At 69.9% G+C, this 23,697-nt stretch carries 26 protein-coding genes; 9 read left to right on the forward strand and 17 right to left on the reverse strand.

Going from position 1 to position 23,697, the window contains the following annotated elements; genetic code table 11:
• Positions 1-3: 3 nt before the first annotated feature.
• Both exbD and CS1GBM4_RS01440 read left to right on the forward strand, forming a co-directional pair.
• Positions 4-456 (forward strand): TonB system transport protein ExbD, encoded by a 453-nt coding sequence (exbD, locus tag CS1GBM4_RS01435; RefSeq protein ID WP_186416900.1) that lies wholly within the window; start codon positions 4-6, stop codon positions 454-456.
• Positions 453-1,307 (forward strand): TonB family protein, encoded by an 855-nt coding sequence (locus CS1GBM4_RS01440; RefSeq protein ID WP_186416901.1) that lies wholly within the window; start codon positions 453-455, stop codon positions 1,305-1,307. The genes exbD and CS1GBM4_RS01440 overlap by 4 nt, the downstream gene beginning before the upstream one ends.
• Before the next feature lie 9 nt (positions 1,308-1,316).
• Here the strand turns inward: CS1GBM4_RS01440 and CS1GBM4_RS01445 are convergent, their stop codons facing one another.
• The 3 genes from CS1GBM4_RS01445 to CS1GBM4_RS01455 form a co-directional block, all read right to left on the reverse strand.
• Positions 1,317-2,615 carry an alpha/beta hydrolase gene (locus CS1GBM4_RS01445; protein WP_244606998.1) on the reverse strand — a complete coding sequence of 433 codons (1,299 nt, stop codon included), beginning with the start codon at positions 2,613-2,615 and terminating at the stop codon, positions 1,317-1,319.
• A gap of 82 nt (positions 2,616-2,697) precedes the next feature.
• Positions 2,698-3,465 (reverse strand): SDR family oxidoreductase, encoded by a 768-nt coding sequence (locus CS1GBM4_RS01450; protein WP_186416902.1) that lies wholly within the window; start codon positions 3,463-3,465, stop codon positions 2,698-2,700.
• 104 nt (positions 3,466-3,569) lie between these two features.
• Complete coding sequence (locus tag CS1GBM4_RS01455; protein WP_186416903.1) at positions 3,570-3,860, reverse strand: metal-sensing transcriptional repressor; 291 nt, start codon at positions 3,858-3,860, stop codon at positions 3,570-3,572.
• A gap of 202 nt (positions 3,861-4,062) precedes the next feature.
• On the opposite strand from CS1GBM4_RS01455, the gene CS1GBM4_RS01460 reads away from it, so the two are divergent.
• Positions 4,063-4,980: a nickel/cobalt efflux transporter gene (locus CS1GBM4_RS01460; protein ID WP_186416904.1), complete on the forward strand. Its 918-nt coding sequence runs from the start codon at positions 4,063-4,065 to the stop codon at positions 4,978-4,980.
• Here the strand turns inward: CS1GBM4_RS01460 and CS1GBM4_RS01465 are convergent.
• The 12 genes from CS1GBM4_RS01465 to CS1GBM4_RS01520 form a co-directional block, all read right to left on the reverse strand.
• Positions 4,961-5,809, reverse strand: coding sequence for a GNAT family N-acetyltransferase (locus tag CS1GBM4_RS01465; RefSeq protein ID WP_186416905.1), 849 nt, complete (start codon positions 5,807-5,809; stop codon positions 4,961-4,963). The genes CS1GBM4_RS01460 and CS1GBM4_RS01465 overlap by 20 nt on opposite strands.
• 10 nt (positions 5,810-5,819) lie before the next feature.
• Positions 5,820-6,341 carry a hypothetical protein gene (locus CS1GBM4_RS01470; RefSeq protein WP_186416906.1) on the reverse strand — a complete coding sequence of 174 codons (522 nt, stop codon included), beginning with the start codon at positions 6,339-6,341 and terminating at the stop codon, positions 5,820-5,822.
• A gap of 69 nt (positions 6,342-6,410) precedes the next feature.
• A complete protein-coding gene (locus CS1GBM4_RS01475) occupies positions 6,411-7,340 on the reverse strand; it encodes a nucleoside hydrolase (protein ID WP_186416907.1) in 930 nt (309 codons plus the stop codon).
• Between the two features lies 1 nt (position 7,341).
• Positions 7,342-8,103: an ATP-binding cassette domain-containing protein gene (locus CS1GBM4_RS01480; protein ID WP_186416908.1), complete on the reverse strand. Its 762-nt coding sequence runs from the start codon at positions 8,101-8,103 to the stop codon at positions 7,342-7,344.
• A 139-nt stretch (positions 8,104-8,242) separates the two neighbouring features.
• A complete protein-coding gene (locus CS1GBM4_RS01485) occupies positions 8,243-9,184 on the reverse strand; it encodes a sugar ABC transporter substrate-binding protein (RefSeq protein ID WP_186416909.1) in 942 nt (313 codons plus the stop codon).
• Between the two features lie 33 nt (positions 9,185-9,217).
• Positions 9,218-10,159 carry an ABC transporter permease gene (locus tag CS1GBM4_RS01490; RefSeq protein WP_186416910.1) on the reverse strand — a complete coding sequence of 314 codons (942 nt, stop codon included), beginning with the start codon at positions 10,157-10,159 and terminating at the stop codon, positions 9,218-9,220.
• Positions 10,160-10,161: 2 nt separating this feature from the next.
• A complete protein-coding gene (locus tag CS1GBM4_RS01495; RefSeq protein WP_186416911.1) occupies positions 10,162-10,941 on the reverse strand; it encodes an SDR family NAD(P)-dependent oxidoreductase in 780 nt (259 codons plus the stop codon).
• 121 nt (positions 10,942-11,062) lie between these two features.
• Positions 11,063-12,607 carry an FGGY-family carbohydrate kinase gene (locus CS1GBM4_RS01500; protein ID WP_186416912.1) on the reverse strand — a complete coding sequence of 515 codons (1,545 nt, stop codon included), beginning with the start codon at positions 12,605-12,607 and terminating at the stop codon, positions 11,063-11,065.
• A 31-nt stretch (positions 12,608-12,638) separates the two neighbouring features.
• The gene (locus CS1GBM4_RS01505) at positions 12,639-13,940 is read right to left on the reverse strand and encodes an FAD-binding oxidoreductase (RefSeq protein WP_186416913.1); all 1,302 of its coding nucleotides are present in this window, start codon (positions 13,938-13,940) and stop codon (positions 12,639-12,641) included.
• A gap of 11 nt (positions 13,941-13,951) precedes the next feature.
• Positions 13,952-14,683 carry an amino acid ABC transporter ATP-binding protein gene (locus CS1GBM4_RS01510; RefSeq protein ID WP_186416914.1) on the reverse strand — a complete coding sequence of 244 codons (732 nt, stop codon included), beginning with the start codon at positions 14,681-14,683 and terminating at the stop codon, positions 13,952-13,954.
• Positions 14,680-15,342, reverse strand: a complete 663-nt coding sequence (locus tag CS1GBM4_RS01515; RefSeq protein ID WP_186416915.1) for an amino acid ABC transporter permease — start codon at positions 15,340-15,342, stop codon at positions 14,680-14,682. The genes CS1GBM4_RS01510 and CS1GBM4_RS01515 overlap by 4 nt, the downstream gene beginning before the upstream one ends.
• Before the next feature lie 93 nt (positions 15,343-15,435).
• Entirely contained in the window at positions 15,436-16,191 is a 756-nt protein-coding gene (locus CS1GBM4_RS01520; RefSeq protein ID WP_186416916.1) for an ABC transporter substrate-binding protein, read from the reverse strand.
• Positions 16,192-16,328: 137 nt separating this feature from the next.
• On the opposite strand from CS1GBM4_RS01520, the gene CS1GBM4_RS01525 reads away from it, so the two are divergent.
• The 4 genes from CS1GBM4_RS01525 (at position 16,329) to CS1GBM4_RS01540 (ending at position 19,326) form a co-directional block, all read left to right on the forward strand.
• Positions 16,329-16,916: a cupin domain-containing protein gene (locus CS1GBM4_RS01525; RefSeq protein WP_186416917.1), complete on the forward strand. Its 588-nt coding sequence runs from the start codon at positions 16,329-16,331 to the stop codon at positions 16,914-16,916.
• Between the two features lie 434 nt (positions 16,917-17,350).
• Positions 17,351-18,223 (forward strand): alpha/beta fold hydrolase, encoded by an 873-nt coding sequence (locus CS1GBM4_RS01530; RefSeq protein WP_186416918.1) that lies wholly within the window; start codon positions 17,351-17,353, stop codon positions 18,221-18,223.
• An 84-nt stretch (positions 18,224-18,307) separates the two neighbouring features.
• Positions 18,308-18,697: a cytochrome c family protein gene (locus CS1GBM4_RS01535; protein ID WP_186416919.1), complete on the forward strand. Its 390-nt coding sequence runs from the start codon at positions 18,308-18,310 to the stop codon at positions 18,695-18,697.
• A gap of 167 nt (positions 18,698-18,864) precedes the next feature.
• Positions 18,865-19,326 (forward strand): NUDIX hydrolase, encoded by a 462-nt coding sequence (locus CS1GBM4_RS01540; RefSeq protein ID WP_186416920.1) that lies wholly within the window; start codon positions 18,865-18,867, stop codon positions 19,324-19,326.
• 10 nt (positions 19,327-19,336) lie between these two features.
• Here CS1GBM4_RS01540 and CS1GBM4_RS01545 read toward each other — a convergent pair whose 3' ends face one another.
• Positions 19,337-20,077 (reverse strand): 2OG-Fe(II) oxygenase, encoded by a 741-nt coding sequence (locus CS1GBM4_RS01545; protein WP_186416921.1) that lies wholly within the window; start codon positions 20,075-20,077, stop codon positions 19,337-19,339.
• A gap of 179 nt (positions 20,078-20,256) precedes the next feature.
• On the opposite strand from CS1GBM4_RS01545, the gene CS1GBM4_RS01550 reads away from it, so the two are divergent.
• Positions 20,257-22,785, forward strand: coding sequence for a heavy metal translocating P-type ATPase (locus CS1GBM4_RS01550; protein ID WP_210201511.1), 2,529 nt, complete (start codon positions 20,257-20,259; stop codon positions 22,783-22,785).
• 11 nt (positions 22,786-22,796) lie between these two features.
• A complete protein-coding gene (gene cueR, locus CS1GBM4_RS01555) occupies positions 22,797-23,189 on the forward strand; it encodes a Cu(I)-responsive transcriptional regulator (protein WP_186416922.1) in 393 nt (130 codons plus the stop codon).
• 100 nt (positions 23,190-23,289) lie between these two features.
• On the opposite strand, the gene CS1GBM4_RS01560 is transcribed toward cueR, so the two are convergent.
• Positions 23,290-23,571 carry a hypothetical protein gene (locus CS1GBM4_RS01560; RefSeq protein WP_186416923.1) on the reverse strand — a complete coding sequence of 94 codons (282 nt, stop codon included), beginning with the start codon at positions 23,569-23,571 and terminating at the stop codon, positions 23,290-23,292.
• Positions 23,572-23,697 lie beyond the last annotated feature (126 nt).

The raw sequence follows: 23,697 nt of genomic DNA on the forward strand, positions 1-23,697 counted from the left end.
GCAATGGCGGTTTCACTCAAGGAGCCGCAGGACGGCGATCTCGGCGAGGTCAGCGAGATCAACGTCACGCCGTTCATCGACGTGATCCTGGTGCTGCTGATCATCTTCATGGTCGCGGCGCCGCTTTCGACCGTCGATGTCGCAGTCGACCTGCCGGTCTCGAACGCGCAGCCGCAGCCGCGGCCCGACAAGCCGATCTTCCTGACGGTGAAGCAGGATCTTTCCCTGGCGCTCGGCGACGACACCGTGCCGCGCGAGCGGCTCCAGGACGTGCTCGACCGCCAGAGCAACCACGACCGGGAGCAGCGCGTCTTCCTGCGCGCCGACGGCGCGGTGGCCTATCGCGAGCTGATGGAGGTCATGAACAGGCTGCGCGAGGCCGGCTATCTCAGGATCGCCCTGGTCGGGCTCGAGGATACCGGCCAGGGCGCCGCACAGGGAGCGGCCAAGCCATGATCGCCCCCGCCCCGGAGCGCCGCTGGCTCGCCGCGCTGCGCTGGGGCGCGGCGGCGCTCACCGTCGCCGCCGTCCATGGCGGGCTCGCCTGGGTCGGCGTGAACTGGCGCCCGATGGAAGCCGCCGCCGGCGCGCCCGAGCCGGCGGTGATGATCGAGCTTGCAGCGCTCTCCGTCGCGCCCGAGGCACCGCCGGAAGAGCTGCCGGTCGCGCCCGAGCGGGCCGAGCCGGAGAGGCCGCCCGAGCCGGTGAAGGAGACGCCGCCGCCGGAGCCGGAGCCCGAACCGGCTCCCGAGCCGACGCCGGTCGAGCCCCCGGAGATCCGGCTGCCGGACCTGCCGCAGGTGCCGAAGCTCGATGCCGTTCTGCTGCCTCCGCCCGAGCCGAAGCCGGCCGAAAAGAAGCCGCCGCCGAAGCCGAAGATCGTCGAGAGGAAGGACAAGCCTAAGCCCAGGATCGTCGAACGCAAGCCGGCCGAGCGGCGGGCGCGCGAGGCCGTCGCGCCGAAGCCGTCGGAGCAGCGCGCCTCGGCCCCGAGCAGCGCTGCGCAGGGCACGGCCAGCCAGCCGATGGTCTCGACCGCCTCCTGGCGCGGCTCGCTGATCGCCCATCTCAACCGCTACAAGCGCTTCCCGGCAGGGGCGAGCCCGGGCACGGTCCAGGTCGCCTTCGCGATCGACCGCAGCGGCAACGTGCTGTCGTCGCGTGTCGTCGGCTCCTCGGGCGATTCCGCGCTGGATGGCGAAGCGGCGGCGATGATCCGCCGCGCCAGCCCGGTCCCGGCGCCGCCCGCGGGCGTCGGCGGAGGCGGGACGGTTTCACTCTCCGTGCCGGTGCGCTTCAGCCGGTAAGGCAGCCGCTCAGGGCTGCTTTCCGGAACTCTGGAACGGCGCGGTCACGGTGTCGCCGACCGCGGAGCCGGTGTCCTGGATATTGTTGCCGAGATGCTCGACCCGGTCGCCGAGATGGCGACGGGCATGCGGATCGACCACTGCGATCGGGGCCGAGACGACGATTCCGGCGGCGGTCCCGACCGCGGCCGCGGCGTTGCCGGTGACCTCGATCAGCCGGTCGCCGAGGCCGACGCGCGAATCGGTGATCGGCTGGCCCTCGACGAGGCGCGTGCCGATCAGCTTCACCACCTCGGGGCTCTCGGCGAACTTCCCGTGGTTGAGCTTGTCGCCGGTGCGCAGCTTGGTCAGGTTCAGGACCGTGATCTTCAGCTGCTCGAACTCGCTCTTGTAGGGCTCGACATCGGGGTCGACGGCGCCGAGGCGGTCCTTGTTGCCCCAGACCCGGCGCGAGAGCGCGAGGGCGCGGTCGTCCTGGGAGACGAAGAGCGTGAATTTCGGGCGCCGTCCGGTCATCTCCGCGATCTGGGTGCGGAAGACGTCGGCGTCGACGTCGGGCGAGGCGAGCATGACGCTGGCGATCTTCGGCGGGATGCCGCGATTGCGCACCGCCATCTGCGTCAGCGCCTCGAGCGCGACCCAGTTGCCCATCGAGTGGGCGAGCAGCGAGACCTCGCCGACGGCAGGATCGCGCGCCAGCCCCTGCAGGAGCTCCTCGAGCGCGTTGCGCGAGTAGGTCGCGCTCTCCCGGTCGTAGCCATAGGCGAAGAGCGAGCCGCGCGAGGGCCAGGTGAACAGCACCGGCACGACGTCCGCGCCGGAATCGTGGACGATCTGGGCGAAGCGGTAGACCGCATCCTCGAAGCGGTTGTTGAAGCCATGGACGAAGACCATGACGCGGCGCTTCGGCACCCTGGAGACCCGCTCATGCAGGCGCGCGAGGCCGGTGCGGAGATCGAGCTTGTCGACCTTGAGCGTGACGAAGTCCGTCTCGGGATTGCCGGGCAGCCGGCTCGGCCACTGCACCTCGCCGATGGTGCGGCGTGCATCGGGGGGCAGCGAGATCGTCATCTCGGCGAAGGCCGGCCTGCCCCGTTCGCCATTGAACAGAATGCCGGCATCGGCGTCGGCGGCCCGCGTCGTCGCGACCAGCATGGTGACCCTGCTGGTCCCCGGCGCCGAGGCCGCGACCGGCGCCAGCACGCCCCTCACATCGCCGGCGCAGCCGGCGACCAGGATCGCCGCGGCGGCTGTCGCGAAGAGCCGCCGGGCGGCCGGCGGCATCGGGTCTTTGCGGCTGGTCGACATCACGGGCTACCCAGGCGACGGAGCGTCAGACCATGCTGGCGCGCGCCCTGCCCCGTCAAGAACAGCGAAGTCACACTGAACGTCAGACCATGTACTGGCCGCCGTTCACCTCGATGGTCTGGCCGGTGATGTAGCCGCTCATCGCAGGGCTGGCGAGGAAGAGGAAGACGCCGACATTGTCCTGAGGCGTGCCGACCCGCTCCATCGGCACGGTCCTGCGCATCGCCTCGATCTGCTCCGGCGTCGAATAGCGTTCGTGGAAGGGCGTCATGATCACGCCGGGCGAAACACCGTTGACGCGGATGCCGAAGGGCACGAACTCCTTGGCCATGCCGCGGGTCAGGTTGAGCACGAAGGCCTTCGAGCTGGCATAGAGCGAGGAGCCCGGCCCGCCGCCATTGCGCGCGGCGATCGAGCTCAGATTGATCACGCTCGCCCTGCTGCCGGCCTTCTTCAGATGGGGCAGCGCCGCCTTCGAGGCCATCACGACCGAGCGGACGTTGAGGTCGACGACGCTGTCGAAGAAGGCGTCGTCGACCTCGGCGATGGGCGTGCGCCTCACCAGCGCGCCGGCATTGTTGACGAGAATGTCGAGCCCGCCGAGCTTGTCGGCCGCCCTGTCGACAAGGTCCACCGCCTGCGCGCTTTCGGCGACATCGGCCTGGAGCACATGAGCCTCGCCGCCGGCAGCCGCGATCTCGGCGGCGACGGCCTTCGCCTCGGCCTCGCTCGACTTGTAGTGCACCACGACGCGCATGCCATGCGCCGCATAGGCCTTGGCGACCGCGGCACCGATGCCGGTGCTGGAGCCGGTGACGAGGGCGCGCATCCCCTTGAGATCGTCGAGCATCATTCCTCCCGGATGGCAGTTTAAATCGTTTCAGGGCGATCTTGCGCGAGCCGGAGCGCAACCGCCAGCGCCGGTTCGGCAACCCGGCCATTCGCGGATGTCGGTCAAAGGAATCGGGTCATCGCCTTGAACTCCGCCAGCAGGCCGCGCGACTCGGCCGGGAGGCTGCCGGCCGCCTCTTCCAAGCAATGGCCGATATGCTCCTGGATCAGGATCTTGCGGGCGTTCGCGATCGCGCCTTCCACCGCCTGCAGCTGCTGGGCGATCTCGAGGCAGGAGCGGACATCGGCGACCATCTCGATGGTCGCGCGCAGATGTCCCTCGGCGCGCTTCAGCCGCGTGATGATCTCCGGATGCCGGTGATGGTGGATCCGGGCGTGAATGTCGTCCTGCATCTTGATCCTATCCTCCCCGGGAGGTTATAGACCGCCCCATCCGCTGCACAAGCGGACCCCGATCGGGCAAGCGCCGGCGCGAGACCGGGCGCATCCCCGCAGATCGGGCGGGCGAGGACGAGACGGGCGCCCCCGACCAGCGCCGGCAGGGCCGGACGGCACGGCAGCACCCGATCCGTTCCGGATCCGGAGCGCTGTTTTCGTGCCGACCTTCACCGATCTGCTGGCCCAGAGCGCCAGCCATGCCTGGCTGTTCATTCCGAGCGCGATCATGCTCGGCGCGCTGCACGGGCTCGAGCCCGGGCATTCCAAGACGATGATGGCGGCCTTCATCGTCGCCATCCGTGGCTCGGTGCTGCAGGCGATGCTGCTCGGGCTTGCCGCGACGCTCTCGCACACCCTCGTCGTCTGGGGCGTGGTCCTCGCCGGCCTCTACCTGACGCGGGACTTCAATGCCGAGGCGACCGAACCCTGGTTCCAGCTCGTTTCCGGCGCGATCATCATCGCGATCGCGCTCTGGATGCTGTGGCGGACCTGGCAGGAGCAGCGCGCGCTCGGGCGGGCCCTGCACAGCCACGGCCACGGCCATGGCCATGGGCATGGGCATGGGCACGCCCATTCGCACGGGCACTCGCACTCGCATTCGCATGGACACGGCCATCGCCCCGATCACGGCGAACGGGCTGGCGAGGACACGATGGACGCGCATCAGCGGGCCCACGCCGAGGACATCCGGCGGCGCTTCTCCGACCGGCCGGTGACGACCTGGCAGATCGTGCTGTTCGGGTTGACCGGCGGGCTGATCCCCTGCCCGGCGGCGATCACCGTGCTGCTGATCTGCATGCAGCTGCGCGAGATCGCGCTCGGCGCCGTGCTGGTGCTCTGCTTCTCGATCGGGCTGGCGTTCACGCTGGTCTCGGTCGGCGTCGCCGCCTCCCTCAGCCTGCGCGCGGCCGAGAAGCGCTCCGCCTGGCTGTCGACCATCGCGGTGCGAGCCCCCTATTTCTCCAGCGCGCTGATCATCCTGGTGGGCCTCTATACGGCCTGGCACGGCTGGAACGGACTGCAGGCGCAAGCATGGCGCGCCGCGGCCATGCTGGTCAGCCGATCGCCTGGCTGACCAGGGCGAAGCGATGCGCCGGCCCGGGCACGACGGGCGCGGCGCCGCGCGCCATCTCCACCGCGGAGGCGACCAGCGGCAGGCCGCGCTCGCCCAACCAGGCGCCGAGACCGGAGCGGGCCGGCACGTCGATGCGGACGAAATCGCCGCGGCGGCCGGCGAGCAGCGCCGCGATCAGATTGCAGGCCGCGGCATCGTCGACGGCCGCCACCGGGCCGATCAGCCAGCCACGGCCATGCCGGCGCAGGAAACCGAAGCCGCTGGGCGCGCCGTCTCGCTCGAGCAGGACCGCATGGCCGCGAGACAGCAGGCCCTCCAGGACGGGCGCGCGCGGCAGCCCCGTCGCCTCGCGATCGAGCCCGGCCAGGACCGGCAGGTCGGCGGCGGCAGCCGGCCGCATGCTCTCGTTCGGGCCGATGACCGGCGCCGGGAGCTCGGGCCAGTCGCCCTGGTGCTGGCGCACCTCGTCGATGGCGACGAAGCCGTATCTGGCATAGAGCGCCTCGCCCTGCGGCGTGGCGACGAGGCCGAGCGTCCTGCCGTCCGTCGCCGCGATCAACCGGTCCACCAGCAGCTTGCCGACGCCCCGGCCCTGCCAGCCCGGCGCGACGATGATGCTACCGAGGCTGGCGTGGGTCGCGCCGAAGCCCCACCAGAGCCCGACCCCGACCATCTCCGTGGCGCTGCCCACGACGAAGCCCCGGCCGAGCGAGAGCGCGAACTCCCAGTCCTCGCGCCGATGCGGCCAGCCGACCGCGGCCGAGAGCGTGCGGCAGGCGTCGGCATCCGAGAGGGCGGCCGGGCGGAGCGTCAGCTGCGACAGCGGCATCGCCCGGACCTCAGCGGCAGAACCCGGCGCAGCCGGACTGCCAGAACGGCGCCTCGACATCAAGGGGCGGCACCGAGGGGCGCGGCTTGGCGCCCGGAAGATCGGCCGGTACCGGCACGATCAGCTCCCACCAGCGATGGGCGCATTGCGAGCGGAACGCCATCTGGTCGCTGATCGAGGTGTTCTCGCGGGCGAGCACGGCATCGAGCGCATCGCAGGCCCGGCGCAGCGCGGCATCGCTCTCATCGCCGGGAGCGTTGGCGTAGTCGTGAAAGGCGGCAGTGAAGACTTCCATCTCACGGGCGATGTGCGGCCAGTCCTGCCGGCCGAGATTCCAGGCGTCCATCCACTCACGCACGACCGTCTCGACCGCCTCGGCCTTGGGCCGGCCGGCGACCTTGCGCGCCGTGGTCAGCATATGGCGCATCAGCTCGGCGCGGGCGTGAAGCTGGCGTGCGGCGAGCGCGGCCGTCTGCATGGCGAGAATCGCGCGCTCGGCCTCGGCCTGCAGCTCCTCGACGAAATGGGCCATCGCTTCCTCCGCGGTCTCGTTCGGGGATGCGGGAACCCTGCGAAAACCGGTTCCCGTCGTTCGCCCCGCTCAGGGCAATGTCGCGAGCCGGTCGAAGAGGCGCTGGAACAACGCGTCCGCCTCGACGCTCGCGACGACATGAGCATTGGCCGGCCGCCCGAGCCGGCCGTTCCAGTCGATGGTGGTGCGGCCCCGCAAGGAACTGTCGCCAGTCTCGACCTCGACGAAACAATCGCGCCCGGCGAACAGTTCCGGCCAGAGCAGGAAGGCGATCACGCAAGGATCGTGCATCGGGTGGCCGGCGGTGCCGAGCCCGCCGGGACGCGGGCGCGTGAGCATGCCATGAACCGCCTTGCCCGTCGCATTGCCGAAGGTGAGGAGGCGAGCGACCTCGGCGTGCGAGGCGACCGCCTGATGGGTGACGCCGAGGCCGAACATCACGATGGGCCGGCCACACCCGAAGACGATCGCGGCGGCGTGCGGATCGACATGGATGTTGAACTCGGCCGCAGGCGTGATGTTGCCGAGCGCGAGCGCCCCGCCCATCAGCACGATGCGGCTCACCTTCCCCAGCACGTCCGGAGCCAGCCGGAAGGCCAAAGCGAGATTGGTCAGCGGCCCGAGCGGGCAGAGGGTGACGCTCTCGTCCGGTGCGGCGCGCAGGATCGCGATCAGCGCCTCGACGGCGTGGCCGGGAGCGGCCTCGCCGCGTGCCGGCGGCAGATCGGCGCCGGCGAGTCCGTCCGGACCGCAGACGAATTCGGCGGTCGAGAGCGGGAAGATCAGCGGCCGGTCGGCCCCGGCATGGACCGGCACCTCCTCGCGGCCGGCGAGCTCGCGGATGCGCAGCGCGTTCGCGGTGGTCAGCGCCAGAGGGACATTGCCGGCGACGGTGGTGACCGCCTTGAGCTCGAGCTCCGGGCTGGCGAAGGCGAGCAGCAGGGCGACGGCATCGTCCTGGCCCGGATCGGTGTCGATGACGATCGTCTCGCGCGTCATGTCAGGCCGCCCTGGCGTTGCCGGCCATGATCATGTGGCTGAGATCGTCGGCGGTGAGGTCGCCGAGCGGGCGGTCGACATATTTGCGGCCGGCGCCCATGATCACGACGCGGTCGGCGAGCGCGACCACGTCGCGCATATTGTGGCTGATCAGCAGCACCGTCCGGCCATCCGCCTTGAGCCGGCGGATCAGATCGAGGACGAGCGCCGTCTCCTTGACGCCGAGCGCCGCCGTCGGCTCGTCCATGATGATGATCTCGGCCTTCCAGCGCAGCGCCCGCGAGATCGCGACCGCCTGGCGCTGACCGCCCGAGAGCCGCTCGACCGGCCGCTCCATGTCCTCGACCGTGACCGAGAGCTGCTTCAGGAAACCGCGCGCCTCCTGCGCCATCCTCTTCTTGTCGAGCACGCGCAGAAAGGGCAGCAGCACGGGCCTGGTCAGTTCCGAGCCCATGAAGACGTTCTGGGCGATCGAAAGGCGCGGAGCGAGCGCGAGATCCTGGTAGATCGTCGCGACGCCATGGCTCAGCGCATCGTGGGGCGAGGCGAAGACGACAGTCTTCCCACGCATGCTCAAAGTCCCGGACGTCGCCTCTTCGGCGCCCGAGATCACCTTGATCAGGCTCGACTTGCCGGCGCCGTTGTCGCCGCAGATGGCGACGACCTCGCCGGGAAAGATGTCGAGGTCGACATCGCGCACCGCCACGACCGGGCCGTAGCTCTTGCCGATGCCGCGGAGCGAGAGAAGCGGGGTGGCGGTCATCGCAGCTGGCTCCGGAAGCACTGCCCGTCATGCTCGCCCTTGTGGCGAGCATCCATGTCTTGAACACGGACTTCGACCAGCAAGGACGTGGATGGTCGGGACAAGCCCGACCATGACGGCAAGCTGCGGAGCCCGATCTTCACTTCAGGAACTGCTGGACGTTGGTCTTGTCGACCAGCACGGCATCGGTGAAGAGATAGGGGCCGGAGGTGATCGTCTCCTTCGGCTTCTTGTCGACGACGATCGCCTGGATGGCGTCGACCGCCTGCTTGCCCATCTCCTCGAACGGAATCGAGACGGTCGCGGTGAAGGTCGAGGCCGGGTCGGCGATGCGGGCATAGGTCTCCTTCCCGCCATCGACCGAGACCAGCGGAATCTGACCCTTCTTCACGCCCTGCGCCTGCAGGAGGTCGTCGATGATGTAGGCTTGGCCGTCGAAGGAGGCCCAGATGCCGTTGATCTTGCCCTGGTTCTGCAGCAGCAGCGCCTGCATGCCGGCGCGGACGTCGTCGCGCCAGCTCTGGGTGCGGGCCATCGAGAACTTGCCGAGTTCCTTCACCGCCTGGTTCTCGGAGAGCACCGCGTCGAGCAGCTTGCCGCGGATGCGCGAGGCGACGTTGAGGTCGAAGCGGGCGGTGACGATGTTGCCCTGGTAGCCGAGCTGGCCGAGCAGATAGAGCGCCGCCTCGGCGCCGACCTTGTATTCGTTGGTCTGGATGTCGAAGAGCGCGTGCGGGCTCGAACCCGACTGCACGGTGATCACCGGGATCCTGGCGTCCTTGGCCGCCTTGAACTGGGCGTCGGCCTCGACCGGCTTGCCCATGGCGACGATGATCGCGTCGACCTTCCTCGCGATCAGCGCGTCGAACTGCTCGGCGTGCTTGGGCAGTGCGCCTTCCGAGTTCAGCAGCGTGACGTTCCAGCCCTTGGCCTTCGCTGCGGCCGCCGCGGCATTGGCGACGCGGGCATGCGTCTCCGACGAGAACTGGAAGCCGATGACGCCGAGCTCGAAGGCGTGCGCCCCCGGAGCCAGACCGACGACAGCGGCGGCCGCCAGCACAATCTTCCTCAAACCGACCATGACGACCTCTCCCCTCGTTGTCGTTGTGAAGACTCAGACCTTGAACGCCGCCTTCTTCATGGCGCTGGCCGAAAAGGCGACCGAGCCAATGATGATGACGCCGAGAACGATGTCCTGAACGTAGTAGGGCGCGCCGAGCAGCACCAAGCCGTTGCCGAGAACCTTGAGCACCAGCGCGGCGAACACCGTGCCCGGCACGTTCGGCTTGCCCGGCTCGAACATGGTCATGCCGAGCAGCACGGCGGCGATGGCGTAGAGCAGGTAGTCGCCCGCCATGTTCGGCGCGGCCGAGGACAGGTTGGCGGCGAGCAGCATGGCGGTGATCGCGGCGAGCAGGCCGGAGAGCAGCAGGCCGATGCGCTTCATCCTGGCGGTGGCGATGCCGGAGAGCCGCGCCGCCTCGTCGGCCTCGCCGGTCGCGACCATATGGGCGCCGGTGCGGGTCCACTTGACGAGGCCCCAGGCGAAGAGGGTGACGCCGGCGAGCCAGAGCACGAGATTGGGGATGCCGAAGCTGTACCCGCGCGCCAGCCCGGTGAAGCCGACCGGCCAGCGCCCGACGAAGGCGACGCCCTGGGTGATCATGAAGGCGAAGCCCTTGGCGATCGCAGCCGTCCCCAGCGTCATGATCAGCGAGGGAATGCGCAGCACGGTGACGCCGTAGCCGTTGAGCGACCCGAGCAGCGCGCCGACCGAGAGGGCCGCCAGGACCGCGACCAGCGGCGGGTACTGAAGCTGCACCAGCCAGCCGCAGACCACGGCGGCGAGGCTCGCCATCTCGGCGATCGAGAGATCGAGTTCGGCCACGGTGAAGGCAAGCGCGAAGCCGAGCGCCAGGATGGCGAGGAAGCTCGTATCCTTCAGCACGTTGACGATGTTCATCGTCGTCGCGAAGTTCGGCGCAAAGGCGACGAAGAAGACGATCAGGACGAGCCCGGCGAACGCGGTGCCGTAACGGCCGATGAGCTCGCGCATCGTCAGGCGTTCCCCCTGGCGATCGCCGAGATCGGCGAGAGGATCTCGATGCCGCCGGTGACCGGGATCAGCGCGCCGGTGACGAAGGCGGCGGCCGGCGAGAGCAGGAAGGCGATGACGCCGGCGACGTCCTCCGGCCGGCCGAGGCGGCCGAGCGGCGTGCGCTGCGAGGCGCCCTCGACCAGCGCATCGAACTCTTTGGCGAAGCCGCCGCGCACCATCGGAGTGTCGATGATGCCCGGCGCGACCGCGTTGACGCGGATGGCGTGGCGGCCGAGCTGCTGGGCCATGCCGTAGGTCAGCGTCGCGACGCCGCCCTTGGCCGAGCCATAGGCGAGGTTGGCGCCGCCATTGCTGTGCGCGATCGAGGAGATGTGGACGATGGCGCCGCCTTCGCCCTGGGCGATCATCCGCCGGGCGGCAGCCTTCGAGACGCGGAAGACCGCCGACAGGTTGATGTCGACGAGCCGGTCCCACTCCTCGTCCGCCATCTCGACCAGCGGCACCGGCCGCGAGGCGCCGGCTCCGGTGACGAGATTGTCGAGCCGGCCGAAGCGCTCGAGCGCGAGCTCGACCAGGGCTCCGGCAAGATCGCGATCGCGGACATCGCCGGTCATGGCGGCGACTTCGGCCCCCTCCGCCTGCAGACGGTCGGCGAGCTCGACCAGGGCACCGGCCTCCAGCCCGGAGAGGACGAGCCGGTGCGCGGGCGCCAGCGTCGTCGCGAGCGCGCCGCCGATGCCGCCGGATGCTCCGGTGATCAGGGTGACCGGCCGGCCCATCAGCCGGCCTTGCCGACTCTGGCGGGGACGAAAAGCGCGGCGACGCGGCAGGAAGGCGGCATGGACCTCTCTCTGGAGATTGGTTCCATCTGGGTAAGGTCAGAGCGCCTCGGCCGCAACGTCAATCGGCGTGCAGGTCCGCGGCCGCAGACGCATGGCGCGCGAGGGCGGCAAGAGCCTGCCCCTCCCGCGCAGCGGCGACGAGATCGCGCGAGACCGGGGCCAAGGCCGCTTCCGCCCGGCGGAACAGGGCGAACAGCGCGTCATAGGCGGGTTTGCGCGCCGGATCGGGCTCGAACCGGCGCGCGACCGTGACGAGCGCCTCCTGCGCTCCAGCGAGCGAGGCGAAGCGGCCGAGCCCGGTGAAGGCGACGATCGCCGCCCCGGTCAGGCCCGGCTCCTTCGATGTCGCGACCACGACGGGCCGGCCGCAGAGATCCGCCTTGATCCGGCTCCACACCGGGTTGGTGGCCGCGCCGCCGCCGAAGCGAATCTCGGTCGCTTCCCCGCCGAGCGCCGCTTCGGCCCGCTCCAGCACGGTCCGGTTGAGGCAGGCGACGCCTTCCAGCACGGCGAATGCCAGATCGGTCTGGCCATGCCGCCGGTTCAGCCCGACGAGCGCGCCGCGCAGGGACGGATCCCAATAGGGCACGCGCTCGCCCTGGAGATAGGGCAGGAAGAGCAAGGGCTGCGGCTGGCGCCGGCCGCGAAGCAGCGCAGCGATCTCCTGGCCGACCGAAGCGGTATCGCGCCCGAGCAGCGCCAGCAGCCAGGAGACGGTGTCGGCGCCGGTCTGGCTGGGACCACCGAGCTGGAACAGGCCGCGCCAGTCGACGGTCAGCAGCCCTTCCGCCCGCGCCGGCTCGCGGCCGACGAGGCCGAGCACCTCGGTGGTGCCGGAGATGTTGTAGGCGAAGCCCTCGCGCATGGCGCCGAGGCCGACGACCGCCGCCCAGGTGTCGTTCGAGGCGCAGAAGACCGGCCTGCCGGCAAGGCGGTCGAGCGGGACGGGCAAACCACGCTTGACCGGGCCGACCTGTTCCCAAGGCTCCAGCATCTCGGGCAGAATCGCCCCGGAGACGCCGACAGCCGCCAGCTGGTCCCTGCCTTCATGCGGGGCCGCCGCAGCCAGCAGCCGCGCCATCGAGACCGGATCGCTCGCGAGCCGGCCGGTCAGGCGGAAATTCAGATAGTCCTTCGGCTCGAGCAGGCAGGCCAGTGCCGCGAAGGCCTCCGGCTCCCGCTCGCGCAGCCAGGCCAGGCGCGCGAGCGGATGGAAGGCGTTGATCGCGGCGCTCTCGGGATGGACCGGGTCGAGCGCCGCGCGCAGACGCTCCGCGCATGCATCGGCGCGCGTGTCCTTCCAGGTCATCGCCGGGCGCAGGGAACGCCCGTCCCTGTCGAGAAAGATCTGCGTGCGGGTGACGCCGCAGATCGCGACAGCCTCGACCGCATCGAACAGCGCCGGCGCCTCCGCCGCCAGCCCGGCGCAGGCCTCGACCAGCAAGGACCACCAGGCCTCCGGCTCGATCTCCGAAGCGCCCGAGCGATCGTCGCGGCTCGGCGGCCCGGCAATGGCGCATTGGACGCGGATGGCGCCGGTGTCATCGACGAGGGCGGCGCGGAAGGAGCTGCCGCCGAGATCGCAGGCGAGGACGATGCTCATCGTCCCGCCCTGCGTCAGGAACGGGCGAGCGTCAAGCGGCGCGGTCCTTCATCCCGCCGTCGGTCAGGCGGTACCAGGCGATGATCGCCGAAACATAGAGCTCGTTGAGGGCGTGCAGCGGCAGCGGCGCGATCGACGTCACCGGGAAGGGCAGGCGCGCCTTGTCGCCGGTCGCGAGGTACTGCGCCATCGCCCGGCCCATCGCCGTCTGCAGGCCGACGCCGCGGCCCATGCAGCCGATGTCGACGAGCAGCCCCGGCTCCGGCTCGTGCAGATGCGGCAGGAAATCGCGGGTCAGCGCGACGCGGCCGCACCAGCGATGATCGAAGCGCAGGCCCCTGGCCTGCGGGTACATTTTGGCGACGACGCGCTCGAGATGAGCCCAGTCGGCGGCGTCGCGCGGCTCGCGGAAGGGGCCGCGGCCGCCCATCAGCAGGCGATTGGTGTGATCCTTGCGGAAGTAGAGCAGGAGCTGGCGGGTATCGGAGGTGACCTGCCCCTCGGGCAGGATCGTGCCGGCGAGGTTGTCGGAGAGCGGCTCGGTCGCGACGATGAAGGAGTTCGGCCGGATCACCGTCTGGCGCAGCTTCGGGATCAGCTCGCCGGTATAGCCATTGGTCGCGATGACCACGCGCGGGGCGGTGACGCTCGCCCCCTGCCCGGTCCACACCACCCAGTTGCGGCCGTCGCGGCGCAGGCTGGTCGCCGGGCTCCTGCCGTGGATCGTCGCGCCGGCCTTCTGCGCCGCGCGGGCGAGGCCGCGCGCATAGGCGAGCGGCTGGACGCCGCCGCCGCGCGGGTCGAGCCAGCCGCCGAGATAGCGATCCGTTCCGAGCAGGCGGCCCGCCGCATCGGCATCGAGGAAGCGGGCGGCGACGCCGCGCATGCCCCATTCGTCGGCCCGGCGCTTCACCGTCTCGAGCATGGCCGGCGTATGCGCGCCCTGGATCCAGCCGGCGCGGCGACGCGGCACGTCCATGCCGTGCCTGTCGATCAGCTCGAAGACGAGATCGGCGGTGGAACCGACGAAGGAGACCAGCGCCTCGCCCGCCTCGGGCCCGAATTTCGCGACGATCTCGGACGGATCGAACTTGATCCCGGGAATCACCTGGCCGCCATTGCGGCCGGAGGCGCCCCAGCCCGGTTCGTGCGCCTCGAGCACGACGACGGAGACGCCGGCCTCGGCGAGATGCAGCGCCGTCGAGAGGCCAGCATAGCCGGCGCCGACGATGCAGACATCGGCCCGGACGTCGCCGGCGAGCGGGGGCGTGTCCGGCGCCGCCGGGGCGGTCGCATGCCAAAGCGAAGGCTGCAGCGGGAACGGCTCTGCCATGTCGACCTCCTTCAGATCGGCTTGAGCACGCGACGCAGGAAATCCTGCGTGCGCGGATTGCGCGGCGCGCTCAAGACCTCGCGGGCGGCGCCCTCCTCGACGATGACGCCACCGTCGAGGAAGAGCACGCGGTCGGCGACCTCGCGGGCGAAGCCCATCTCATGGGTGACGACCAGCATCGTCATGCCCTCCTCGGCCAGGCTCTTCATGACGCCGAGCACCTCGCCGACCAGCTCCGGATCGAGCGCCGAGGTCGGCTCGTCGAACAGGATCGCCTTGGGCTGCATGGCGAGCGCGCGGGCGATGGCGACCCGCTGCATCTGGCCGCCGGAGAGCTGCGCCGGATAGGCTCCGAACTTGTCGGCGAGACCGACCCGGGCGAGCAGATCTCGCCCGCGCGCCAGCGCCTGCGCCGCCGGCTCCTTCTTCACATGGATCGGCCCCTCGACGACGTTTTCCAGCGCTGTCCGGTGCGGGAACAGATTGAAGCGCTGGAACACCATGGCCATGGCGGTACGGATGCCGACGATCGAGCGGTCGGCGCGGTCGACCCTGACGCCGTCGATCGTGATCGCGCCGCCATCATAGGATTCCAGTCCGTTGATGCAGCGCAGGATGGTCGACTTGCCGGAGCCGGAGGGGCCGATCAGGCAGACGACCTCGCCGCGCTGGACGCTCGCCGTGATCCCCTTCAGCACCTGGTGGGCGCCGAAGCTCTTGGTGACGCCGGAGAGGTCGATCATCGCCTGGCTCCCTTGCCGAAGCGGCGTTCGAGCCAGCCGACGAAGGCGATCAGCGGCAGGCTCATCGAGAGATAGAGCAGCGCGACCAGGGTGTAGACGGTCATGTTCTTGAAGGTCGAGGAGGCGAGCAGCGAGCCCTGCAGCGTCAGCTCGGCCACGGTGATGGTCGAGGCCTGCGAGGAATCCTTCAGCATCATGATCATGATGTTGCCGTAAGGCGGCAGGACGACCTTGACCGCCTGGGGCAGGATCACCCGGCGCATCATCAGGAACCAGCCCATGCCGATCGATTGGGCCGCCTCGACCTGGCCATGGTCGATCGCCTCGATGCCGGCGCGGAAATTCTCGGCCTGATAGGCGGAATAGGCGATGCCGAGGCCGAGGATCGCGGCCTGCAGCGCGCTCAGCGCGAGGCCGAACTCGGGGAAGACGAAATAGATGTAGAAGAGCTGCACCAGGATCGGAATGCCGCGCAGCGTGTTGACGACGAGCTTGGCGACCAGCATCAGCGACGCCACGCCCGAGACGCGCATCAAGGCCCAGACCAGGCCGAGCACGGTGGAGAGCGCCAGCGAGCCGAGCGTCACGAGAATAGTGAACTTCAGCCCCTGCAGCAGCAGCGGCAGGAACTGGGCGGCATCACGCAGGAAGGATTGCATCGGAGGTCAGCATGGGTCGGGGAATCGCGGAGACGCGCCGGCTTCGCCCCGCCGGTCGGGCGACGGGGCGGCGATCGGGCGTCGCGGTGACGCCTATTCCAGCCCCCATTTCGCCAGGATCTTGTCGAGCGTGCCGTCCGCCCTGACCTTGGCGAGGCCGGCATTGACCTTCTTCAGCAATTCGCCATCGCTCTTGCGCACGCCGATGCCGACCGAGCCGGTGATGGTCGGCTTGTAGGATTTGACCAGGCGCACGTTCGGGAACTGCCCCTGCTTGAGCGTATACGCCATGATCGGCGCATCGGCGAAAGCGGCCTGGATGCGCCCGGCATTGACGTCGGCGAGGATGTCCGGCGAGGTCTTGTAGAGCTTCACCTCCGAGAACAGCCCGGTCTTCTGCAGCGCGTCGACATAGGCGGTGCCGATCTGCGCACCGACGGCGTACCCCTTCATGTCGGCGAAGGAGACATAATCCTTCTTGTCGGAGGCCGGGACCAGAAGACCCTCGCCATAGGTGTAGATCGGGTCGGAGAAATCGATCACCTCCTTGCGGGCGGGGGTGATGTACATCGCCGCAGAGATGAGATCGATCTTGTTGCTGGTCAGCGAGGCGACCAGCGTGGAGAACTGCATGCCCTCGACCTCGACCTTGAAGTCAGAGGCTGCGGCGATCGCCTTGATCAGGTCGACCATCACGCCTTCGATCGTGTTGGTCTTGGTGTCGAGGAAGGTGAACGGCATGCCGGTCGGGGTCGAGCCGACCTTGAGGACGGACTGGGCGGCGGCCGGCGATATGGCCGCAGCAGCGGCGCCTCCGGCCAGCAAGGTCAGAAAGGTCCGGCGTTCCATGGCAATGTCCCCTCATTTTTCCGTGCGCCCGGTGAGGGCGTCGGCCCATATTTTCATGAGTATGAAGATACGAGCATAGGACGATCTTGCCGGCAAGTGATTTTCATGCACATGAAATTAGGAGAAAAGGAATTGCGATGAGCCTGCCTGCCGCCGACCTGCCGCATCTGCATGTCGACCGCGAGATCGGGGCGCGGCTGCGCCAACTCCGGCGCGCGCGCCGGCTGTCGCTGGAGGAGCTGGCGAGCCGCACCGGCCTCTCGATCGGCTTCCTCAGCCAGATCGAGCGCGGCCTGTCCTCGCCGACGCTGCGGGTGCTCGCGGCCATTGCGGATGCGCTCGCCGTCGCAATCTCCGAGCTCTTCCCGGCCGACGCCCGGCGCAGCGACCCGACCGCGACCATCGTCCGGCAGGCCGATCGCGGCGAGCTGCAGCTCTGGCGCTCCGGCATCCGCAAGCAGTTGCTGACGCCGCAGGCCGAAGGCGCCAAGCTCAATCTGTTCCTGGTCGAAATGGAGCCCGGCGCCAGCACGGGCGACGAGCACTACAGCCATAGCGGCGAGGAGGCGGGCCTCGTGCTCAGCGGCACCATGCTGCTCAATGTCGAGGCCGAGAGCTGGGTGATGCGCGAGGGCGACAGTTTCCGCTTCCTGTCCTCACGCCCCCATCGCTTCGCCAATGGCGGCGAGGGCATCACCCGCGTGCTCTGGGTCAACTGCCTTTAGAGCGGGATCCGATCAGATCGACTCAATCTGATCGGTGAATCCGTCTCTCACTTTTAGCTTGGAGACCGCTTTACCGATCAGCTTGCGGTGCAAGCTGATCGGCACGGGCTCTAACCGTCAGCGCCATGCAAACGGCGCATAGCTGAAGCCTCTTCCGCCCCTTCGATCTGCGCGCAACCCAATGCCGCCATGAGGAAAGGCGGCTGGACAATACCGCTGCCCCGGCACGATCGTTCATGCAGGGAAACGCAAGGGAGGTTCGGCATGGCAGGACGCGCCGCCAGCAGGACCGCCCCGTTTGGCCCCTCGCAGGGGCTGCGGCGGCATGGCGGCCGGCCGCTCCGGATCGGGGCGGCAACCCAATGCCGGCCGGACGATCCCATCCTCCCTTCCAGGCAGAGAGCAGGCCTTACCGCGCAAGAGGATACGCAGCCATGACACAGGCGCGACGGCAGCAGCACGGTGCTCCAGAGGGGAACGGCGCAGAGGCGGGCCCCCCGGCCGAGGCCGGTGGCGAGTTCAGGGCCAGGCTGCCCGACGGGGCCGTGCTGCGCGCCCTGTCCCAGGGCCAGGGCCGGCCGCTGCTGCTGGTGAGCGGGCTCGGGGGGAATGCCGCCTTCTGGGACGACAATGCCGCGACGCTCGCGCGCTCCTTCCGCGTGCTGCGCCTCGACCAGCGCGGCATCGGCGCCAGCAGCCGCGGCACGGCTCGCTGCACGATCGACCAGCTGGCCCAGGACTGCCTCGCCGTCCTCGACGCGGCCGGTATCGAGCGCGCCACCATCCTCGGCCATTCGACCGGCGGCTGCATCGGGCTTTCGCTGGCGCGCCAGGCGCCGGAACGGCTCGACGGGCTGATCCTGAGCGGCAGCTGGCTGAGGCAGAACCGCTACATGTCCGCGCTGTTCGAAACCCGTCTCGCCATCCTCGACCAGCACCCGCGCGCCTATGCCGCAACCGCGGCGCTGATGGCTTATCCACCCGTCTGGCTCGAGGCGCATTGGAACGTCTACGAGAGAGCGGTCGCCGGCGCGCCGGACACGCCCGAGGCGAAGCAGGTGGTGCGCGAGCGCATCGATGCGCTGCGGTCCTTCGACGGCTCGGGCTGGGCCGGAGAGATCGACCGGCCGGCGCTGATCCTCGGCGCGCGCGACGACATGATCGTGCCGGCCTTCCTGCAGGACGAGCTCGCGGCCGCGATGCCCGGCGCCCGCAAGACGCTGCTCGATTCCGGCGGCCATTTCTTTCCGATCTCGCGTCCGGACGCGTTCACCGCCAATGTGGCGGAGTGGATCGGCGGCCTGTGACGGCGGCCGCGACGAACTGCCCCGTGTCCAACGGAGCGGGCTGCGCTATCTCAGAACGCCTCCAAATCGAAGAAGGACGACCCGATGAGACCAATCGCCAGCGCCGCCCTGTTTGTCCTCGCCGTGACGGCGGCCCATCCCGCCGCGGCGCAGGACGTCGCCGCCGGGGAGCGTTCGTGGAACAAGTGCCGCGCCTGCCACCAGATCGGCGAAGGCGCCAAGAACCTGGTCGGCCCGCACCTCAACGGCCTGTTCGGCCGGCATACCGGCGAGGTCGAGGGCTACAGCTATTCGGCCGCGAACAAGGGCGCCAACCTGACCTGGGACGAGGCGACCTTCGCCGAGTACATCAAGGACCCGAAGGCCAAGATCCCCGGCACCAAGATGGTCTTCGCCGGCATCAAGAACGAGCAGGAGATCAAGGACCTCACCGCCTTCCTCAAGCAGTTCGGCAAGGACGGCAAGAAGATGTGAGCAGGGCCGAAGCGGCCCGCGGATCGACCGCCCCCGGCAGCTCGGCAACGCTCCCCCGATCGACGACACGCAGGCCGGGGCCGGCCTGCGGTGAAATCATATTGCCGGCTACAAAATTCCCTGGCGAGCCGCGGCCCGAATCACCGTATGCTGCCGCCGGAGGGAGCATGGGGAAATCGGCAAGGACCGCGAAGGCGGCCAGCAAGCGCGCGGCGGAGCCCAAGGTCCAGATCGGTGCCATACCGTACCGTCACCGACCCGACGGCACCGCCGAGATCATGCTGGTGACGACGCGCGAGACGCAGCGCTGGATCGTGCCGAAGGGCTGGCCGATCCGCGGGCTGAAGGGCCATGAGGCGGCCGCCCGCGAAGCGATGGAGGAAGCCGGCCTCCTCGGCGAGGTCGGCAAGAAGCCGATCGGACGCTACACCTACTGGAAAAGGCGCACGCGCGATTTCGTGCTGTGCAAGGTCAGGCTCTACCTTCTGGCGGTGAAGGAACAGCTGCCGACCTGGCCGGAGAAGGAGCAGCGTCGCTGCCAATGGTTCGCCCAGGCCGACGCCGCCGACCTCGTCGACGAACCGGCGCTCGGTGCGATCCTGCGCAGCCTGAAGCTCGACCAGCCCTGACACCGCTTTCTCAACGCGCGTCGTGGAAGATCAGCCCGGTGGTATAGCGCTCGCCCGAGCGCACGCGGCTGACGCCATGGCGCAGATTGACGCGATAGGTGCCACGCGCGCCGCGCACGGGCCGGTGCTGCACGGCGAAGATCGCCGCTTCGCCCAGCCGCAGCGGCACGACCTCCGGCCGGGACTGCATGCGCGGCCGCTGCTCGACCAGGGTGAACTCGCCGCCGGTGAAATCGCGGCCAGGCTCGGAGAGCAGGATCACCATCTGGAACGGGAAGAACAGGTCGCCGTAAAGGTCCTGGTGCAGGCAGTTGTAGTCCCCCGGGCCGTATTTCAGCAGCAGCGGCGTCGGCCGCTCCTGCCCCTGCGCGCGACATGAAGCCAGGAAGTCCTCGAGCCGGTCCGGATAGCGCGTGGCGATGCCGAGCGCCGTATTCCAGCGATTGGCGATCGGGGCCAGCCGGGCATAGATCAGCGGGCGCAGCGCCGCGATGGCTTCTGGCAGGGGATAGGCGAAATACTGGTATTCGCCGCGCCCGAAGCCATGGTGCGCCATGACGATGCGGCTGCGGAAATGCCGGGGCTCGCCATAGAGCGCCCGCAGCGCCGCGCAGCTGCCGGCGTCGAGCAGCGGCCCGGTGAGGCCGACGCCGTATTCGTCCAGCTCCGCCGAGATCCGCCCCCAGTCGAGCGCAGGCACGCGCTCGCCGATCGTCCGCGCCTCCGCCGCAAGCGATGCCGCCGTCGCCATGGCCTTGTCCTCCGCCGTTCCTGCCGGCGGGATGAAGCGCGGCGACACCGGCTCGCGACACCCGGTTTCTGCCTCGTCCGGGGCCGGCGCAAGCGGCGCGCCGAGGCGAAAACGACCGCTTGACCTTCCTATCATGGGAAGGTGTAGCCATCTTCCGACATGAGAAGGAAGGTACGCGCATGACGATGCATGCGAAGCACGACGCGCTTGCAGCCGGAATCGGGGTGATCGACATCCCGGTCGGCGGGATGAGCTGCGCCTCCTGCGTCGGACGGGTCGAGAAGGCCATCGCCGCGGTCACGGGCGTGCGCAGAGCCGAAGTCAACCTCGCGACCGGCAAGGCGCGCGTGACGCTGGCCGGGGCGCGGAGCGAAGCGATCGCCGAAGCGATCCGCACCGCCGGCTACGAGCCCGCCGCGACGGAGATCACGCTGGCGATCTCCGACATGACCTGCGCCTCCTGCGTCGGCCGCGTCGAGAAGGCGCTGCGCGCCGTTCCCGGCGTCGTGGACGCCCAGGTCAATCTCGCGACCGAGCGGGCGAGCGTCCGGGCCTTCGGCGGTGACATCACGCCGGCGCTCATCGCGGCCGTCGCCGTCGCGGGCTACAAGGCCAGCCCTTTCAGCCAGCGCCAGGGCGGCGGAGACGATGCCGCGGCGACGCGCCGCCGGGCGGAGCAGAGCGCGCTCGGTCGCGCCGTGGTGGTGGCGGCGCTGGCGACCCTCCCGCTGATGGCGCTCGAAATGGGGCCGCATCTCAGCGAGGCCTTCCACCACTGGCTGCACGGCCGCGCCGACGCCTTCACGCTGAAGCTCGCGGCCTTCGCGCTCGCGACCATCGTGCTGTTCGGGCCCGGCCTGCGCTTCTTCGCGAAGGGCTGGCCGGCGCTGCTGCGCGGCGCACCGGACATGAACGCGCTGGTCATGCTCGGGGCCGGCGCCGCCTATGCCTATTCGGTGGTCGCGACCTTCGCGCCCGACCTGCTGCCGGAGGGCACCCTCTATACCTATTTCGAGACGGGCGCCGTGATCGTCACGCTGATCCTGCTCGGGCGCTGGTTCGAAGCCCGCGCCAGGGGCAGGACCAGCGAGGCGATCAGACGGCTGGTCCAGCTTCAGGCGCGCTTCGCCCGCGTGCTGCGCGACGGCGTCGAGCACGAGATCGCGATCGAGCACGTCCGCGTCGGCGATCTCGTGCTGGTCCGGCCGGGCGAGAAGATCCCGGTCGACGGCGCGGTCGTCGAGGGCTCCTCCTATGTCGACGAGGCGATGGTGACGGGCGAGCCGGCCCCGGCCCACAAGGGCGTGGGCTCGGCCGTGATCGGCGGCACGATCAACCGCAACGGCGCGCTGCGCTTCCGGGCCGAGAAGGTCGGCGCCGATACCTTGCTCGCCCAGATCCTGCGCATGGTCGAGCAGGCCCAGGGCGCCAAGCTACCGATCCAGGCCCTGGTCGACCGCGTCACCAACCGGTTCGTGCCGGCGGTGATCGCCGCGGCGGCGCTGACCTTCGCCGCCTGGCTCGCCATTGGCCCCTCGCCCGCACTGACCTATGCGCTGGTCAATGCCGTCGCGGTGCTGATCGTCGCCTGCCCCTGCGCCATGGGGCTGGCGACGCCCACCTCGATCATGGTCGGCACCGGGCGCGCCGCCGAGCTCGGCATCCTCTTCCGGCAGGGCGCTGCGCTGCAGGGGCTGAGCGAGATCACGACCGTCGCCTTCGACAAGACCGGCACGCTGACCAGGGGCCGGCCCGAGGTGACGCACCTCGTCGCGGCGGACGGCATCGCGGAAGAGGAGGCCCTGCGCCTCGCCGCCTCGGCCGAGAGCGCCTCAGAGCACCCTTCCGCCGAAGCGATCGTGGCGGAAGCCAGGCGGCGCGGCCTCGCTTTGGCGCCCGCCGCCGACTTCACCGCCGAGCCGGGGCTCGGCATCACGGCGCGCGTCGACGGGCACATCGTTGCGGTCGGCTCGGGCCGCCTGATGGCGGAGCGGGCGGTTCCGGTCGGCACCCTGGCCGAGACGGCCGCCGCCTTCGCCCGCGCCGGCGGCAGCCCGCTCTATATAGCGGTCGACGGCAGGCTGGCCGGCCTCGTCGTCGTGGCCGACCAGATCAAGTCGGGCACGCCGGCGGCGCTCGACGCGCTCAGGGCGCTCGGCCTGCGCATCGTCATGGTGACGGGCGACAACCGCGCCACGGCCGAGGCGATCGCCGCCCGCCTCGGCATCGAAGCGGTCGAGGCCGAGGTGCTGCCGACCGACAAGGCCGCGATCGTGAAGCGCCTGCAGCAGGGTGGCGGCGGCGTCGCCTTCGTCGGCGACGGCATCAACGACGCGCCTGCCCTGGCCCAGGCCGATATCGGCATCGCCATGGGCGCCGGCACCGACATAGCGATCGAGAGCGCCGACATCGTCCTGATCTCGGGCGATCTGCGCCATGTGCCGGAGGCGATCGGCCTGTCCAGGGCGACGATGGCGAACATCCGCCAGAATCTCGGCTGGGCCTTCGGCTACAACGTGCTGCTGATCCCGGTCGCGGCCGGGCTCGCCTATCCGCTCTGGGGCGTGCTGATGTCGCCGGTCTTCGCCAGCTTCGCCATGGCCTTCTCCAGCGTCAGCGTGCTCGCGAACGCGCTCCGGCTGCGTCGCTTCGCGGCGGAGCGCGGCGCGGCGCCGCCCGCGCCGGACGCAGCCCCGGCAACCGCCTGAAGGAGGACGGAATGAACATCGGACAAGCCGCCGAGGCCTCGGGCGTCAGCGCCAAGATGATCCGCTATTACGAGCAGATCGGGCTGATCGAGCCGCCGGCCCGCTCGCAATCGGGCTACCGCGTCTATGCCGAGCAGAACGTGCATACGCTGCGCTTCGTGCGCCGGGCCCGCAGCCTCGGTTTCTCGGTCGAGGAGACGGGGGCGCTGCTGGCGCTATGGCGGGACCGCAGCCGCGCGAGCGCCGATGTCAAGGCGCTCGCGCTGAAGCATGTGGCGGAGCTGGAGGAGAAGGCCGCGGCGCTGCAGGCGATGGCGACGACGCTGCGCCATCTCGCCAGCCATTGCCATGGCGACAGGCGGCCGGACTGCCCGATCCTCGATGAGATCGGCGCGGGGAGCTGAGCGCTTCCGCTCCGGCGCCTCCGTGCCGTGCGCGAAGCAAAGCGCCGGCAGCCCCTGCGGGCTCCCGGCGCTCCAGCGAATCAGGACGTGGCAGCGCCGGTCAGCGCCGCATCGCCTCCGCAAGGCGGGGCGAGAAGGTCCGGCTCGGCCGGCGGACCACGACGACGGACCGGTTCGGCGTCGTCACGGTGGTGCGGTGCGCCGCCTTGCGGATCAGCGGCACGACCTCGGCGACCGGCACGCCCATCAGCTGGGCGGCGAGCTCCGCCTGATGCTCGGGCGAATCGCTCATGCACTGCGCCGCGGTCACCGCCTCTTCCAGGGTCGGCAGCTCGACGCGGGGGCGCAGGATGCGCGGGGGAGGATTCTTGTAGTCGGGCATCTCGATGGCTCCTTGGGATGCCTAAGGTAGCATCTATTGTGCACTGCACAAGATTGCATTGGATTGTTTTCTGCAATGCAACAATCGCAGGACGACATGGCACGCGGCTTGCGCCTTCGGAATGCC

Origin of the sequence: Allobosea sp. CS1GBMeth4 (assembly GCF_900185715.1) — a bacterium.
Classification (GTDB): Bacteria; Pseudomonadota; Alphaproteobacteria; order Rhizobiales; family Beijerinckiaceae; genus Allobosea.